General features: G+C 70.7%; 18 protein-coding genes and 1 pseudogene. 5 read left to right on the top strand and 14 right to left on the bottom strand.

Translation table 11 applies throughout. The features are described 5' to 3' along the window. Window positions 1-305: 305 nt before the first annotated feature. Both D7I43_RS16200 and D7I43_RS34390 read right to left on the bottom strand, forming a co-directional pair. Entirely contained in the window at window positions 306-971 is a 666-nt protein-coding gene (locus tag D7I43_RS16200; RefSeq protein WP_240032990.1) for a class I SAM-dependent DNA methyltransferase, read from the bottom strand. A 270-nt stretch (window positions 972-1,241) separates the two neighbouring features. Continuing rightward, window positions 1,242-1,505 carry a DUF4926 domain-containing protein gene (locus tag D7I43_RS34390; protein ID WP_120329324.1) on the bottom strand — a complete coding sequence of 88 codons (264 nt, stop codon included), beginning with the start codon at window positions 1,503-1,505 and terminating at the stop codon, window positions 1,242-1,244. Window positions 1,506-1,788: 283 nt separating this feature from the next. On the opposite strand from D7I43_RS34390, the gene D7I43_RS16190 reads away from it, so the two are divergent. After that, window positions 1,789-2,286, top strand: a complete 498-nt coding sequence (locus tag D7I43_RS16190) for a GNAT family N-acetyltransferase (RefSeq protein WP_120329323.1) — start codon at window positions 1,789-1,791, stop codon at window positions 2,284-2,286. Window positions 2,287-2,464: 178 nt separating this feature from the next. On the opposite strand, the pseudogene D7I43_RS16185 reads toward D7I43_RS16190, so the two are convergent. From D7I43_RS16185 to D7I43_RS16165, 5 genes and pseudogenes are all read right to left on the bottom strand, one after another. After that, window positions 2,465-3,203: pseudogene (locus tag D7I43_RS16185) on the bottom strand (IS5 family transposase); the annotation flags it as partial. Window positions 3,204-3,252: 49 nt separating this feature from the next. Then, window positions 3,253-3,537, bottom strand: coding sequence for a hypothetical protein (locus D7I43_RS16180; protein ID WP_120329322.1), 285 nt, complete (start codon window positions 3,535-3,537; stop codon window positions 3,253-3,255). After that, entirely contained in the window at window positions 3,537-4,679 is a 1,143-nt protein-coding gene (locus D7I43_RS16175; RefSeq protein WP_240032989.1) for a WXG100 family type VII secretion target, read from the bottom strand. Before D7I43_RS16175 ends, D7I43_RS16180 begins: the two co-directional genes overlap by 1 nt. Beyond that, complete coding sequence (locus D7I43_RS16170; RefSeq protein WP_120329357.1) at window positions 4,676-4,996, bottom strand: type VII secretion target; 321 nt, start codon at window positions 4,994-4,996, stop codon at window positions 4,676-4,678. The genes D7I43_RS16175 and D7I43_RS16170 overlap by 4 nt, the downstream gene beginning before the upstream one ends. Then, window positions 4,983-5,420 carry a YbaB/EbfC family nucleoid-associated protein gene (locus D7I43_RS16165; protein ID WP_120329321.1) on the bottom strand — a complete coding sequence of 146 codons (438 nt, stop codon included), beginning with the start codon at window positions 5,418-5,420 and terminating at the stop codon, window positions 4,983-4,985. Before D7I43_RS16165 ends, D7I43_RS16170 begins: the two co-directional genes overlap by 14 nt. A gap of 167 nt (window positions 5,421-5,587) precedes the next feature. On the opposite strand from D7I43_RS16165, the gene D7I43_RS16160 reads away from it, so the two are divergent. Further along, a complete protein-coding gene (locus D7I43_RS16160) occupies window positions 5,588-7,045 on the top strand; it encodes an NAD(P)/FAD-dependent oxidoreductase (protein WP_120329320.1) in 1,458 nt (485 codons plus the stop codon). On the opposite strand, the gene D7I43_RS16155 is transcribed toward D7I43_RS16160, so the two are convergent. After that, the gene (locus tag D7I43_RS16155; RefSeq protein WP_120329319.1) at window positions 7,030-7,557 is read right to left on the bottom strand and encodes a DUF488 domain-containing protein; all 528 of its coding nucleotides are present in this window, start codon (window positions 7,555-7,557) and stop codon (window positions 7,030-7,032) included. The genes D7I43_RS16160 and D7I43_RS16155 overlap by 16 nt on opposite strands. Window positions 7,558-8,144: 587 nt before the next feature. Here D7I43_RS16155 and D7I43_RS16145 point away from each other — a divergent pair. Beyond that, window positions 8,145-8,669: an NUDIX domain-containing protein gene (locus D7I43_RS16145; protein WP_204985207.1), complete on the top strand. Its 525-nt coding sequence runs from the start codon at window positions 8,145-8,147 to the stop codon at window positions 8,667-8,669. A 47-nt stretch (window positions 8,670-8,716) separates the two neighbouring features. On the opposite strand, the gene D7I43_RS16140 is transcribed toward D7I43_RS16145, so the two are convergent. The 3 genes from D7I43_RS16140 to D7I43_RS16130 form a co-directional block, all read right to left on the bottom strand. Beyond that, complete coding sequence (locus D7I43_RS16140) at window positions 8,717-9,472, bottom strand: hypothetical protein (RefSeq protein WP_147427256.1); 756 nt, start codon at window positions 9,470-9,472, stop codon at window positions 8,717-8,719. Between the two features lie 89 nt (window positions 9,473-9,561). After that, complete coding sequence (locus D7I43_RS16135) at window positions 9,562-9,765, bottom strand: DUF397 domain-containing protein (RefSeq protein ID WP_120329315.1); 204 nt, start codon at window positions 9,763-9,765, stop codon at window positions 9,562-9,564. Further along, window positions 9,758-10,648: a helix-turn-helix domain-containing protein gene (locus D7I43_RS16130; protein ID WP_120329314.1), complete on the bottom strand. Its 891-nt coding sequence runs from the start codon at window positions 10,646-10,648 to the stop codon at window positions 9,758-9,760. The genes D7I43_RS16135 and D7I43_RS16130 overlap by 8 nt, the downstream gene beginning before the upstream one ends. A 287-nt stretch (window positions 10,649-10,935) precedes the next feature. Here D7I43_RS16130 and D7I43_RS16125 point away from each other — a divergent pair, with 287 nt between their 5' ends. Further along, entirely contained in the window at window positions 10,936-11,187 is a 252-nt protein-coding gene (locus D7I43_RS16125) for a hypothetical protein (RefSeq protein WP_120329313.1), read from the top strand. A gap of 8 nt (window positions 11,188-11,195) precedes the next feature. On the opposite strand, the gene D7I43_RS16120 is transcribed toward D7I43_RS16125, so the two are convergent. Continuing rightward, window positions 11,196-12,419, bottom strand: coding sequence for an NAD(P)/FAD-dependent oxidoreductase (locus D7I43_RS16120; RefSeq protein ID WP_120329312.1), 1,224 nt, complete (start codon window positions 12,417-12,419; stop codon window positions 11,196-11,198). Between the two features lie 24 nt (window positions 12,420-12,443). After that, the gene (gene folE / locus D7I43_RS16115; RefSeq protein ID WP_120329311.1) at window positions 12,444-13,040 is read right to left on the bottom strand and encodes a GTP cyclohydrolase I FolE; all 597 of its coding nucleotides are present in this window, start codon (window positions 13,038-13,040) and stop codon (window positions 12,444-12,446) included. Between the two features lie 174 nt (window positions 13,041-13,214). On the opposite strand from folE, the gene D7I43_RS16110 reads away from it, so the two are divergent. Further along, window positions 13,215-13,874 carry a helix-turn-helix transcriptional regulator gene (locus D7I43_RS16110; protein ID WP_240032988.1) on the top strand — a complete coding sequence of 220 codons (660 nt, stop codon included), beginning with the start codon at window positions 13,215-13,217 and terminating at the stop codon, window positions 13,872-13,874. 96 nt (window positions 13,875-13,970) lie between these two features. Here D7I43_RS16110 and D7I43_RS16105 read toward each other — a convergent pair whose 3' ends face one another. Further along, a complete protein-coding gene (locus tag D7I43_RS16105) occupies window positions 13,971-14,294 on the bottom strand; it encodes a DUF4326 domain-containing protein (RefSeq protein ID WP_120329310.1) in 324 nt (107 codons plus the stop codon). Window positions 14,295-14,352: the final 58 nt, after the last annotated feature.

Genomic DNA, 14,352 nt, shown 5'->3' with positions numbered 1-14,352 from the left:
GAGCGCCCCCACCAGCGAACTCATCGCTGCCTGACCAGACCCGTTGTCAGCTCGACAACGAACCGGAAAACTGAACAGCACACAGGGCCTCACGCAGGCGATCTACACCACGCCACGGGACGTGACCGACCGTCAATGTGCGGCGAGACTCACAGACGGGCAAACGAGCCAACAGCGAACGCGGCGAGGTGGACCACGCGGCTGCACCGTCGCAGGCGGGAGGCGTAGCGCGTGCGGGGATTGACCCTGCTCGACGCCGAAGTCCGGGGTGCACCCGGCTCGCCAGCTCCCTGGAGCCACACGGCCTAATGAGCCTTGGCCAGCAGGACCGCCTGATCGTCCTGCTCGGCGCCCTCGGCACGTCGTACCAAGCGGCACACCTCCCGCAGGCCCACAGCCTCAAGCTGCGAGGCAACCTGGTCCGGCGTGTAGAGGTAGCGCTCGAGTTCGACCTCGTGGCCGAACCGGCGGTACGCCGCTGACACGTCGCGCGTACCCTCGCCGGACTGGAACCCGACGAGCAGGTGACCGGTCGGGCGGAGAACCCGGGCGGCCTCCGCGAAGATGCGGGCCTGGCCGGCCGGAGGAGTGTGGATGATCGAATACCACAGCAGCACGCCCGCGAAGCTGTCCTCGGGATGGGGGAGGTCGGCCAAGGAGCCGACGGTGAACACCAGGTCCGGGTGGTCGCGTCGGGCCATGGCGACCATGTGCGGAGACAGGTCGACACCTTCCACCAGACACCCGCGCTCGGTGAGGTACCGGCTCATCCGCCCCGCGCCGCACCCGGCGTCAAGGACCCGTGCGTCGTCACCGGACGTCACCGCCGTTGCGAAGGCGTCGACCATGGCGAGGTCGAGGGGAGCCTCGGCGCGGGTGTCCGGTAGGTACCTGGCGTAGTCCTCGGCCACGGTGTCGTAGGCGCGTTGCACGCTGCGGTAGTCGAGCGGATCTGGAAACGAGCTGATCACAAGCAGCATCATCGCAGCGCGACGCCCGGCCGAGCACCCTCCACAGGGTCATCCCGTCAGGGCTGACCGTGGCCACACTGTGGCGCACGATCGCCACGCGCGGTCCGATCAACTCAGAGGGGGCAGGTGGTAGAACCCAACGGTCCCGGTGCTGGAGGTCCGGAGACTGGGAACTCGTGGTACCCCAACCGGTAGGCGTAGCAGGCGGAAGTAGGTCGAGCGGCCGCTGAGTGACGGCCATTGGCTCAGCCGCTGTACCGGTCCATCTGTTCAGTAGTCAGGGTGACCGCAGCCGTCTGCGTGGGCGAACTCGACTTCGTAGGCAGTCGGAGGACCGCTGAAGATGTGAACGATTGTTCCCACTGTCCCGGCGGGAAGCCGCTCGCTCGGAATGGCCTCCCTGAGCCTGACCGTATGGCGTCCTCCGGGGCAACTCGGGTGATCTTGGCCACTGTACTTGGGAGGACTGTCGCTGCCGATGACGTGCGCTACCCGTGGCCGGCCGGGATCCAGGTAGGCGCAGACACCGGACATTCGCCTCACCGGCACCCGTCCTGGTCCACATAGTTGGTGCCGGCCGCCGGCACCAACAGGAACGCACCGACGCTGGCCCCAGCGCACCGCGCTCGGCATCGCCGCCCACAAGTACCTGGCCGACACCGGGTAACCGCCGGTCGGTCTAGTCCTGGACGGCCTGGCTTGGTCCCTGGTGGCAGGCCCGTAGATGGCCCGTTCCCCCTGCCACCGACAGACGTGGCTAGCGACGGTTACGGGACCGGCGGGCCGTCCAGACCCCGCCAACTGTAGTCTCACCCCGGTGAGTTGGCTGCCTGATGACTTCGTCCACCCCGTCTACGTGCCCGTGCCTAATACCGCGCTTCACCTGCGGCCGATCCGGGAGGCGGACACGGCGATGGACTACCCCGCCGTGATGGGCTCCCGAGAGCGTTTGTGGGAGGTCTTCGGTCCGGCCTGGGGTTGGCCCAAGGCGACGATGACCTATGAAGAGGACCGCGTCGACTTGCTGCGGCACGAGAAGGAGATCGCCGCGCACCAGTCGTTTAACTACGCACTGCTGGACGAGGATGAGACGGCGCTCTTCGGCTGCGTCTACATCGACCCGCCCGAGCGCAGCGGCTCAGACGGAGAAGTTTCCTGGTGGGTGGTGGACGACCTCGTAGGCGGCGAGGTGGAGTCCGCTTTCGACGCGTTGGTGCCCCAGTGGATTGCCGCAGACTGGCCTTTTCAGCAGCCCCGTTATCTGGGCCGCGACATTACCTGGCAGGACTGGCTCGCGCTGCCGCGCGCCTCGTGACACGTCCGAGGCGGTGAACGAAGTAGAGGTGTTCGGAACAGGCCGACGCCTAAAGGATGTCTCGTAACTTGGTGAAGGCGTTGCCCGGCGAGGATGTCGCGCAGGATCTTGAAGCACTTCAGCGGGTCAGGCCGTGTTCGACCTGCGCGCGGTGTTGCTTGTTCAGATCCGCCTTCCTGCGCTTGCGGTAGATCGCCTTGTCGAAGCCCGGCGGTCGGGCCGCCGGGGCTGCCTTTGGCGGCGCGGCGGGCGACCTGGTCGAAGCGTTCCGGGATGACGTGCCGATCCCGCGTTGCCGCAGCGCTCGCCGGCCAGTCGTGGGCATCACCCTTGTCGGCGGCTAACACGTCTGGGCACTTGCGCGGCCGGCCAGGTCCAACTCGGTTGATCCGAGTCGCGTCGCGCAGCGCGAGGAGCTGGGGGTTGTCGCCGGCCTGGCCGGGGGTGAGCAGGATCGACAGCGGCCGTCCGCGTCCGTCGACGGCGAGGTGGATCTTCGTGCTCAGTCCGCCGCGGGATCGGCCGATGGCCTCGCCATCCTGCGTATCAGGCGTCGCCGGACCTGTCGGGGAACCCCCTTTTTGCCGGCGCCAGCGGCATGCTGGTGCGCCCGCACGATCGACGAGTCGATGCTGATCGTCCACTGCACGGGTGTGCCGTCGTCATGGACCTGCGCCGTGGCGAGGATCCGGTCCCAGGTGCCGTCGGCGGTCCAGCGGCGCAGCCGTTCGTGACAGGTTTTCCACGGCCCGAAACGTTCCGGCAGGTCACGCCACGGCGCACCCGTGCGCAGCTTCCACAGGATCCCGCCGATGACCTGGCGGTGGTCCCGCCACCCCCCTCCGCGCACCGCCAGGCTCGGGCAGCAGCGGCGCGATCACCGCCCACGCTTCATCGGTCAACTCGCCACGACGCACCACCGGCACATCGTCAACGATCAACCACTACAAGATCGGCAGGACACGCCTAGGTCGCGAGGCGGTAGTCAGGGATGCCGCGGTTGCGTTCCTCGACAGGCTCGTCGGTCGAACGGACGTCGGCTCCACCGGGGATGGGCGTTCGGGACAGGGCAATTCCTTCAAGGCAGGTGTCGCACCAAAAGGATGCGTAGCCGTGTCCGGCCCCCGGCGGCGCCGTGAACACGAGCCGCAGAGTTCGATGTCCACAGTTCGGGCAGGCGAGACCTGATGCCGCCGGAAGCGCGTGGTAGACGACGTCGTATGCGTGGAGCCATTCGTCAAAGGTGGCCATCAGCCTGCTCCCTCCGGCCTGACCGACTGGTTCGTCCACCATCGTTCCTCATGCGCGTACGCCCTATCTTCGAACGCGTCGATTTCGTGACGGGTGGTTGGGTATGCACCTCCTCTGCGCAGTTCAAGGACGTGGAAGCGCTCGTGCTCAAGCGTTCGGGCGAGGTCTTCCTCGCTGCGGAACGCCTCTCGGCAGAGCATGACCGACCGGTCGGGCCGCGTAACCCCGCACACGCCTGAAACCCGGTTGTTGATGCTGATCGGGACGTCGGAGATGTCAATTCCGTACTTGGCGGCGATGGTCCATACCGACTCCATGTTCATCGGCATCCGAGGACCGGCACCTTTGCCCCGAACCCGACTGAGGCTGTCCTCATCCACCGTCGCGCGTCCGCGTCGGCCGAGGGTCTGCTTGAGGCGCTCGATCAGTTCGGCGAGCCGGCGGGCGGCCGGGATGATCCGCCGGAGGCTGTTGATCAGTCCGCGGAGCAGTTTCGCGATCCGCGCCGCCCACGACGCCACCAGGGTGGTGACCTGCTCGGCGACCAGCGGTGTGGCGAGCCCGGCCGTGGCGACGAGTTCGGCCGCGTACACGATGAGGCGGGACACGCACGTGGCGATGGCGTCGCGGACGAGGAGCCGGACGGCGGCGACGAGGCCCGCCGTCGCCTCGGTGATGGTGGCCATCGTGTCGGCGCCCGCGGCCAGCCCGGTGATGGCCTGCTGCTGCTCGTGCGCCCAGGCGCGGTAGGCGGGTCCGGCCAGGCCGCCCCACTCGGTCAGGTCGATGCGGACGTCGCGTGCCAGGTCGCCGGCGGTGTCGCGCAGCGACGCGGCCACGTTGCGCCAGGTCTGGGCGTGGGCGGTGATCTGGGCCGGGTCGCCGGCGAGCCAGTCGAGGGCTTCGCTGAGCGGCTTGACGTGTTCGATGAGCCAGGCGATGCCGTACTGGAGGAGCGCGCCCACCGGGTCGGAGACGAACGCGAGCGCGTCGAGGCTCGCGCTGACCACGCCGAGCGTGCCGTCGATCCAGCTGCCGTCGCGCACGCCCTGGTGGATGAGCGCGATGTCCTCGAGGATCCACACGCCCGCCCAGGCGCTGGGGGAGGGGTCCGCGGCGGGGGCGACCAGCGGGTTGGTCACCGCCCGCGCCGTACCTGGTCGAGCAGCCGCTCGGCGCGGGCGTCGGCGGCCCGGTAGCGGGCCGCGCCGGCGCGGAGCCGCTCGCCGCTGTCGCGGACCGATCCGGCCGCCGCGCCGATGCCGTCCACGAGGGTACGGTGCAGGCCGTCCAACAGGATCGGCATGAGTACGCAGAGCTGACCGTACGCGTCGGCGCTGAGGCGGACGTGCTGGCCGGCCGCCCGGGCGGTGTCCAGACGGTCGGCGGCGCGGTCGAGGTGGCCGGCGTGGGCGGTCAGGTCCTCGGGCCGGACGTGGATGCCGTCACCGGGCGGCACCGGCGCCACCAGAGTCGACGTCCTCGGGTCGGACGCGGATGCCGGCACCGGCAGCCTCGACCTGCGTGCGCCGTCGGTAGGACTCGACGATCGCCGCCCCGGCCGGGTCGTCACCCAGGGTCTGCCGGGTCGCCTCGGTGACCTGCTTCAGCAGGTCGGCGCACGCGGCCCGGGTGGTCGCGACGATCAGCTCGGCGATGTGCGCGGCCGGGCGCTGGCGGATGCGCTCGTCCAGGCGCAGGTCGACCAACTGCCCGGACGAGTCGACGGTGGCCACGACCGTCCGGTCGGGACTGTGCGCCGTGCCGTTCAGGGCCTGGATCCGCGACGTGAGCGAGCGTGTGCGCTCGGCCCGGTCGGTGAAGGACGCCTCCCAGCGGTCGAGTCGTCGGGCCGCCGCGTCCAGCGCAGCCTCGTCCCACATGCCGACCCTCCCCAGGGACACTCACGGCCATCGTGGTGACGCAGACGATAGCAACCGACCGCGCTGCGTGCTGTCCCTCGAATGCCGTGTGCCCGATCACCACCGGCACGCGGCACAAAGCCAAGCCTCACCTGGTTGTACGAGGTGGCAGTTGGTGGGAGGACGTCATGCGCAGGATCCTGATCGTCGGCGGCGGCTACGCCGGTTTCTACACGGCCTGGCGGCTGGAGAAGAAGCTCCGCCGCGGCGAGGCGGAGGTCACGCTCGTCGATCCCCGCCCGTACATGACCTATCAGCCGTTCCTCCCCGAGGTCGCCGCGGGCTCGGTCGAGGCGCGTCACGTCGCCGTCTCGCTGCGCCGTCACCTGCGCCGGACGACCGTCATCCCGGCCAGCGTCACCGAGATCAACCATGCGCGGAAGACGGTGACCATCCGGCCGCTGGACGGGCCCGACCGCGAACTCGACTACGACACCATCGTGGTCACGGCGGGCGCGGTGACCCGTACGTTCCCGATCCCCGGCGTCGCGGAGGGGGCGATCGGCCTCAAGCACGTCGAGGAGGCCGTCGCGATCCGGGACCGGCTGCTCACCGCGTTCGAGCGTGCCTCGACCCTCCCGCCCGGTCCGGAGCGTTCCCGGCTGCTGACCGTGACCGTCGTCGGCGGCGGGTTCACCGGCGTCGAAGGCTTCGGGGAGCTGCTCTCCCTCGCGACGGCGCTGCTCAAGCGGTACCCGGAACTCACCTTCTCGGATCTCGCCTTCCACCTCGTCGAGGCGCAGGGGCGCATCCTTCCCGAGGTCACCGACGACGTGGGCCGGTGGGTGGTCCGCCACCTCGAACAGCGCGGCGCGCACATCCACCTCGACACGCAGCTCGTCTCGGCGCAGGACGGGCACGTCCTGCTCTCGACCGGCGAGGAGTACGACACCGAGCTGCTGATCTGGACCGCGGGCAACGGCGCCAACCCCGTCGTCGCCAAGCAGACCGACCTGCCGGTAGACCGGAGCGGCCGCCTGCAGGTGCGCGCCGACCTGCGGGTCGGCACGGCGGAGGCGGCGATCGCCGACGCCTGGGGTGCGGGCGACAACGCCGCCGTGCCGGACCTCGCCTCGTCGGTCCCGGGCGCCCTCACGGTGCCGAACGCGCAACACGCCGTCCGGCAGGGCAAGCGGCTGGCCGCGAACCTGGTGGCCGACCTCCGCGGGCGGCGGGTCAAGCCGTACGTCCACCACAGCCTCGGCGTGGTCGCGACCCTCGGCCTCGGGCGCGGCGTCTTCCAGTACCGCCGCCTGGTCGTCAAGGGGTTCCCGGCCTGGGTGATGCACCGCGGGTACCACGTGCTCGCCGTGCCGACCTGGGAGCGTAAGCTCCGCGTCCTGCTGGTCTGGCTCAGCGCCGCGCTGTTCGGCCGCGACATCGTCTCGCTGCAGTCGGTGCAGCAGCCCCGGGCCGCGTTCACCGCCGCCGGCGCACCCCGCCCGGCCACCGGCGGCCCGATCCGCGACGGCCGGTGGGCGGCCATGCGCCGACCGTCGCCCAGCGGGCTCGGCCGCCGGCGCGCCGTCCATGACCGGCTCGCCGCAGGACGCCCGGCAGCGGACGCGCGTCACACCCGGTCGTAGACGAGTACGCCGCCGGGCGCGAGCCGCGCGCCCGCGGCCACCGGGTGCTCCCTGAGCTGACCGCGATGGTCGAGGTGGCACACCGGCGTGTCCCGAGCCAGGGTGACGAAGTCGGCGATCAACCGGCGGTGGCACCGCCACCAGACCGTCTCACTGCACATGACGGCCACGCGCGACGTCCGCACCTCGGTGAGCAGCTCGTCGGCCGCCGCGATGAACTCCGGGCTGCGCATGTGGGCGGCGTACGCCCGGAACGCCTCGACCTGCCACCACCGGTCGGGCGAGTCCTCCGGCACGCGCCGGCGGCCGCCGAGCCGCTTCTCCCACCGGTAGCCGACGCCGACGGACGGCAGCCACCCCGCCAGGGCCTCCCGCGTGACGTGCGGGTGGGCCCGGCTGCCGGGATACCGGCGTACGTCCACCAGCCGGGTGACGCCCGCGTCACGCAGCAGCGCGGTGAGTTCCGCCTGGCTGGCGGTGCCGTGGCCGACGGTCAGGAGTGGCCCTGCCATGAGGGTCGGTTACCCGCATCGGATGCCGGAATGCCTCCCGTGACACGGGACAGGGGGCACTGGGGGCTCCGACACATCGAACATCGGACGGCTCGGCTGTGTCGATCACCGACAGTTACTGGCCGTTACCGATCGCCGATTCGACTGGCTACTGTCGATGCCACACCTGAGCCCGCGACGTCCTCATCGTCAGGCGGATCAAGCGACTGTTGGAGGCAGGAAACTCGGCGGAGATCGATGCTGCCGCGGTGCCGTCCGTTCTCGCCCGCGCCGGTTTGGTGCTCATCCGAGGAGGCAGCGTCGACGAGGTCAGGGGATGATCGATCACTGGACCGAGCCGGCCGACCATCCGCACCAGTCGGCCCACGGGCTGACGATCATCATGCCGCGACGTCGGTTGCCCCTGGAAGGAGTGAGGCGGGGTCCTCCGATGCCCGGCTGCCCCCGCACACGGACCGCAGCCCCGCCGAGGAACCGCCCAGCCTCCTGGCAGCGGTGATGGCCGTGCCCGCCCGCACCGGTGGCGATTCCAACTGGTCGACGGCGCCCGGGTGCTGGCGCGTTTTCGCCGCGACGTCGGAGACGAGGTGCTGGCGGGACTGCGGCTGAGGTTGTCGAGCGGCGACGAGGGACCGCTCCTGGCTGATCGACACGGCGACCTCATTCGCCTCCGCTACCGCGACGATCAGGTCGCGCGTCCGCACAGCGACGGTGGACGGGACGACGTCACGGTCGCGCTTCGCCAGATGATCGTGGCGGCGCTGCTGCGCAACGAGCGCGACGAGTGGGAGCTGCCGGGCGGCAAGCTGGAGGTCGGCGAGACGCCCGAGGACGGGGTGTGCCGGGAGGTCGCGGAAGAGCTCGTTCTGACCGTCACCGAGGTCAACATCATCGACTCCTCGGTGTACGAGATCACGGCCGTCCGGCACCTCTTCATCGTCAGCTACGGCGCCACCTACCTTGGCGACGAGCAACTGGTGTCCTCGGCCGAGCACAAGGAACTGGGCGCCTTCGCCTACGACGAGGTGCCCGGGTTGCACATGCCCGAGCCGTACAAGCGGACCATCGGCCGCTGGTGCCGGCGCATCGCGATCTCGAACGGTGTCGGCTGACGGCAGACTCAGGAGCTACGCCTCGGGCAGGGCTCCGGCATCCCGGTTCACCAGGTCAGCGGCTCACCATCCCACAGCACGCCAGGGTTCGCCACGCCTCGAAGTCCTGGCGGGGGCTCAGCCGAGAACCAACTGGCGGGCAGCCGAAGTTTGTCGACGTCGACGAAGTCCGCCGCCTCGGCCAGCGCGACGATCGCCTGGTCGACGAGCTGCAGGAACAGTGACAGAGCGATGCGCGCCTGCCCGGACTGGATGGTGTGTGTCGCCGCGTCGGAGCGCCAGTTGGCGGTTGCCCCGTCTTGAGGCAGGCACCAGTGCGCCACCTTGTTGCGAAGCGCGCGCCACGATTCGACCTCCGCCTCAAGTCTTGCCGTCTCCTTGCCCGTTAGTGTGTACGGGTTCGTCGGCGTCTTCCCGGACCATGCTTCGAAGGTTCGCACCGACCACGCCTCGGGAAGCCGGCCAGCGGACATCGGGCCCAGGACCCTAACGGCAGTCGCGAATCGCGCCCCCCTGTCGTTCTGGCGGGTCTCGTCGTACACGCCTGCCGCCTCGAAGTGGCCACGGGCAATCGCCTTCAGGTCGATCACGAACCTCTCCCACGCCGCCACCGACAACAGCACGATCAACGGGTTGAGCGATGCCCGTGGCTGTCTCCCCCGTACCTCGCGCTCGTTGTGGATCAACACGAGGTCCAGCGCATCTTCAAAGCCCTCCCGTGTGTGCTGGCACAGCTGTGCGAAGTTGTCCCGGTCGGCCGGTCCGAGCGGACGGTACGAAGAGGGAGTCGTCGCCATGGTCACGCATTCGACCATGGGAATACATCGTCGGCTGTCCGTCACTTCACATCGACGTCGATTTGAAACAGACGGTGTGACCTACGGGACGGATCTCAGGCGGCGAGATTTGCCCGCTTCGCGGCGGCGACGAAGGCCGTCCAGGTCGCGGGGCTGAAGGCGAGGGCCGGGCCGTCAGGGTCCTTCGAATCGCGTACGGCCACGACGCCGGGGAGGTTGGTGGCGACCTCGACGCAGTTGCCGCCGTTACCGCCGCTGCGGATGCTCTTGCGCCAGACGGCGCCGGTCAGGTCAGTCATGCCGCACCTCCCCGATGATCCGCTTGATCATCTCGATCGATTCTGCCTCATCGAGCGCCAGCGTCTCCAGGCTCTTCCATGCCGCGCGGTAGGCCGCCAGTTCCTCCGGCTTGTCGAGGTAGAGGGCGCCGGTAAGCGATTCGCTGTAGGCGACCGACGGCTCCGGCGCCGCCCGCCCACCCTTGGTGGCAGGGAAGTCCAGGATCACGAAGGAGCCGGCGACGGCGCCGGAATGGGGGCCTGCGGTGAACGGAAGCACCCGGACCGCGACGTTGGGCAGTTCAGCGGCCTCGATGAGGCGGCTGAGCTGCCCCACCATGACGCCACGGTTGCCGACCGTGCGGCGAAGCACCGCTTCGGACAACACGGCATCCAACTGCGGCGGCTTCGGCAGGCGGCGGCTCAACAGGCCCTGCCTCTGCAGCCGCACCTCGACCGCTCGCTCCCGGTCCTCTTCGCTGGCCGAGGGCCGGTCGAGTCGCGCCAGGCCGAGGGCGTACTCGCGAGTCTGCAAGAGCCCGGGGATCAGCGTCTCCTCGTACTGCCGCAGGTGTGATGCGGCGGATTCCAGGCCGACGTACAGTTCGAACCAGCTCGGCACCGCGTCGCCGTACGCGTGCCACCAGCCCTTCGACTTCGTCTCGGCGGCCAGGCCCTTCATGGCCTCGGTCATCTCCGCCGAGACGCCGTACAGCTCGCACATGGCCTTGACGTCGAGCACCCGCACGGGGCCCATGCCGCTCTCGATGCGCCAGATCTTCTGGCGGCTGTATTCGAGGGCGTCGGCGGCGGCGTCGAGGGTGACGCCGGCCTCGGTGCGGTACTGCCGCAGCAGCCGCCCGAGCTGCCGGCGCGGCACGGTAGATCCGATGTCCTCGGCCATGCGAACACTCCCTGGTTCCGTCCTGCAACACTGCGTGACGTCGCCCTGCAACCTCTACAGGTTTCAGTAAAGAAAGTCAATACATCTCAGCGAAAATGCGCTGTGGAACGTTGCATGTGGACGGCGTCGTGTCACAAGCTGACCACCAACAGCTGTGCTGCCGTACCGCTGAACGAAGCTGCGGTGGCACGGCGGGGTGGGGCCGGTCGCGGGGGAGGGCGGGGGCCTCACCCCATCCAGCCGACGACGGAGAGGCCACGATGGATCAGCGAACGGGGGAGCGCGCGGTGAGCCGACGGTACGTCATCCACCTGCCGGTGGTCGCCAACGACCTGCCCGCGGCCCAGCGGCTGGCCCGGGTCGTAGGCCGCTGGATGACCGTGCTGCCGATGATGGACCCCGGCGGGACCACGGTGTCGACGGAGGACGACCAGAACGTACGCCACTGGGTCTTCTGCGACGCGCCGATGCCCGGCGGCCGGCGCTGCCTGCTCCGCCCCGACCACGACGGCGAGTGCTCCCGCCGCCTCCGCCACTGACCCTTCGATCAGCGCACCTCGTCCAGCGGCACGTCGGGATCGGCCAGCCGGTCGAGGTCCACCGGCCGGGCAGCCGCGACCAGCCGCCGGATCTGCGGGACGACGTCCCACACGTTGACGTTCATGCCGGCCAGCACCCGCCCGCCGGCGGTCCAGAAGGCGATGAACTCGCGCTTGGCCACGTCGCCCCGGACGACGACCCGGTCGAACTCCCCGGGCGGGGCGTGCCCGACGTACTCCATTCCCAGGTCGTACTGGTCGGTGTAGAAGTAGGGCAGGTCGTCGTAGCTGACGGGCTGCCCCAGCATGGCGCGGGCCGCGGCGGCGCCGCTGTGCAGCGCGTTGGCCCAGTGCTCGACGCGCAGGCGCCGGCGCAGCACGGGATGGTAGGCGTTGGCGACGTCCCCGGCGGCGTGGACGTCCGGGTCGGCCGTCCGCAGGGACGCGTCGACGAGGATGCCGTTCTCGACGGCGAGGCCGGCCGCCGCCGCCAGGTCGGTGTTCGGCCGTACGCCCACGGCGACCACCACGGCGTCGGTCGGCAGTTCGGTGCCGTCGGCCAGCAGGACCGAGGAGGCGCGCACGTCCCCGCGGATCTCGCGGACCTCGGCGTCGAAGTGGAAGGTGACGCCGTGGTCCCGGTGCAGGTTGGCGAACACCCGGGCGATCTCGTCGCCGAGCACCCGGCGCAACGGCAGTGCGGCGGTCTCGACCACGTCGACGGTGGCGCCCCGCTGCCGGGCGGCGGCGGCGACCTCCAGGCCGATCCACCCCGCCCCGACGATCACGATGTGCGCGCCGTCGACCAGGGCCGCGGCGATCCGGCGGCTGTCGGCGAGGGTACGCAGGCGCAGCACCCCGTCCAGGTCGGCCCCGGGCGCCGCGAGGTCGCGCGGCGTGGCGCCGGTGGCCAGCAGCAGCCTGTCGTACGCGATGTGCTCACCGTCGGCGAGCCGTACCACCTTCGCGGAGCGGTCGACGGCGACGGCGCGGGCGTCGGTGCGCAGGTCGACGTCGTGCTCGGCGTACCACCCGGCGTCGTGGACGAACACGCTGTCGGGCTCGGCGCTGCCGGTCAGCAGGCCCTTGGACAGGGGTGGCCGCTCGTACGGTCGGTCCGGCTCGTCGCCGACCACGACGATCCCGCCGTCGAAGCCCTCCTCCCGCAACGTCTGCGCGGCCCGCGCGCCGGCGAGCCCGGCTCCCACGATCACGAGGCTGGTCTTCGACATCGGTCCGGTCCTTCCGTGTGTGGGTCAGCGGGGGCCGACCCCGGCCAGCGTGAAGAACTCGGCGCGCGAGCGGTGGTCGTCGCGCAGCGTGCCGAGCAGGGTGGAGGTGATGGTGCTGCTGCCGACCGCGCGGACGCCGCGCAGCGTCATGCACAGGTGTTCGGCCTCGACGACCACGCCGACCCCGCGCGGGCGCAGGTGGTGGGTCAGCCAGTCGGCGATCTGCTTGGTCAGCCGCTCCTGCACCTGGGGGCCGTGGGCGAACAGCTCGACCACCCGGGCCAGTTTGGACAGCCCCAGGATGCGCTCGCCGGGCAGGTAGCCGACGTGCGCGACGCCGACGAACGGCAGCAGGTGGTGCTCGCAGACCGACCGGATCGGGATGGCCCGGGCGAGCACCAGTTCGTCGTAGCCCTCGTCGTTGTCGAAGGTGGTCAGCTGGAACTCGCGCGGGGTGAGCAGTTCGGCGTAGGCGCGGGCCATCCGACCGGGGGTGTCGGCGAGGCCGTCGGCGGAGGTGTCGACGCCGAGCGCGGCCAGGAACTGGGCTGCCGCCCGTTCGGCGGCGGCCAGGTCGCGGCGGGGGCGCTGGTGCTGCACCCGGAGGGCGGTGACGCTCACGTCAGCGGCCTCCCCGCGGTCGCGGGCGCTTCCCGGTCGTCGGGCCGTCGTGGGTGATCCAGGTGCATGACGAACCCCCAGAATGTTTTCGCCAACGTCCGTTGGTGTTATCGAGGATGCTGCCCCAGCGAGTCCGGAATTTCAATAGCGTTCGCTGGTGATAATGTCGGGGCTGTGAGCACCGGGGAGCGCTGGAGCGCGATGGCCGCGCTCGTCGACCGGTCCCGGCGGGCGCTGTACGACTACGTGTGCCGGGCCGACCACCCGGTCACCCGCGAGGAGGCGGCCGAGGCGCACGGCATGTCCCGCAACCTCGCGGCGTTCCACCTCGACAAACTCGTCGAGTCCGGGCTTCTGCGGGCCCGCTACCAGGCGCCGGCCGACCAGCCCCGGGGCCGCGGCCGGACGCCGAAGGTCTACGAGGCGGCCGGTGACGGCGTCGCGATCACCGTTCCCGAGCGGCGCTACGAACTCATCGCCGAGATCCTCGCCGACGCGGTCGCCGACGACCCGCACGACGCCCGCCAGGCCGCGCGGCGGCAGGCCCGGCGACGTGGCCGGGACCTGGGCGCGCAGGTACGCGACTGCGGAGAGGACCTCGTCGCCGCGCTCGCCGGCCTCGGCTTCGAGCCCGAGGCGTCCCGCGACCACGTGCTGCTGCGCAACTGCCCGTTCCACGCCCTGGCCACCCGGCAGACGGCCCTCGTGTGCGGGCTCAACCACGCGTTCCTCGCCGGACTGGTCGCCGGCGCGGGACGCACCGACCTGCTGCCCCGGCTCGCGCCACGTCCCGGTGCCTGCTGCGTCCGGCTCGACGCGGCCCCCGAGCGTTAGCGACGTTCCGGTGAGGCGCCGGTGGTGTCCACAACGCCGCATCTCCCGGAAGGTGCGAATCGTCGTCCCGATGGTCGGTGCCGTGGTTCGCGACGCCTACCCCGCCGTCGACGGCAGCGCGTCGGCGAGTTCGGCGATGACCTCGGCGTGACAGCGCTCCGGCACGCACCAGCAGCCGAGCCGCCGCCCCCGTAGCCCCGGGAGCAGGGCGAGCAGGTCGGGCCGTCCGAGCAGGTACGCGCGGTACCGCGCGACGACCTCCTCCCGCGTACCGTCCGGGCCGGGACGGTACGGGCTCGACAGCGGGGAGGCCGGAAGGCGCCAGCCGCCCCGGTACATGGCGCGCCCCACGTAGACCACGTCGGCGTACGCCGGGTCGTCGCGGTGGCCCTTCAGGTTCACGACAGTGGTCGGGGGCATCACTCGGCTCCTCCGGTTCCGGCCGGCGCACCGGCACCCGGCGGCCGTCCGGCCGTCG

Source organism: Micromonospora globbae (genome assembly GCF_003610785.1).
GTDB classification, from domain to species: Bacteria; Actinomycetota; Actinomycetes; order Mycobacteriales; family Micromonosporaceae; genus Micromonospora; species Micromonospora globbae.
Note: the sequence above shows the minus strand (reverse complement) of the source record. Positions and strands in the feature narration are given on the sequence as shown.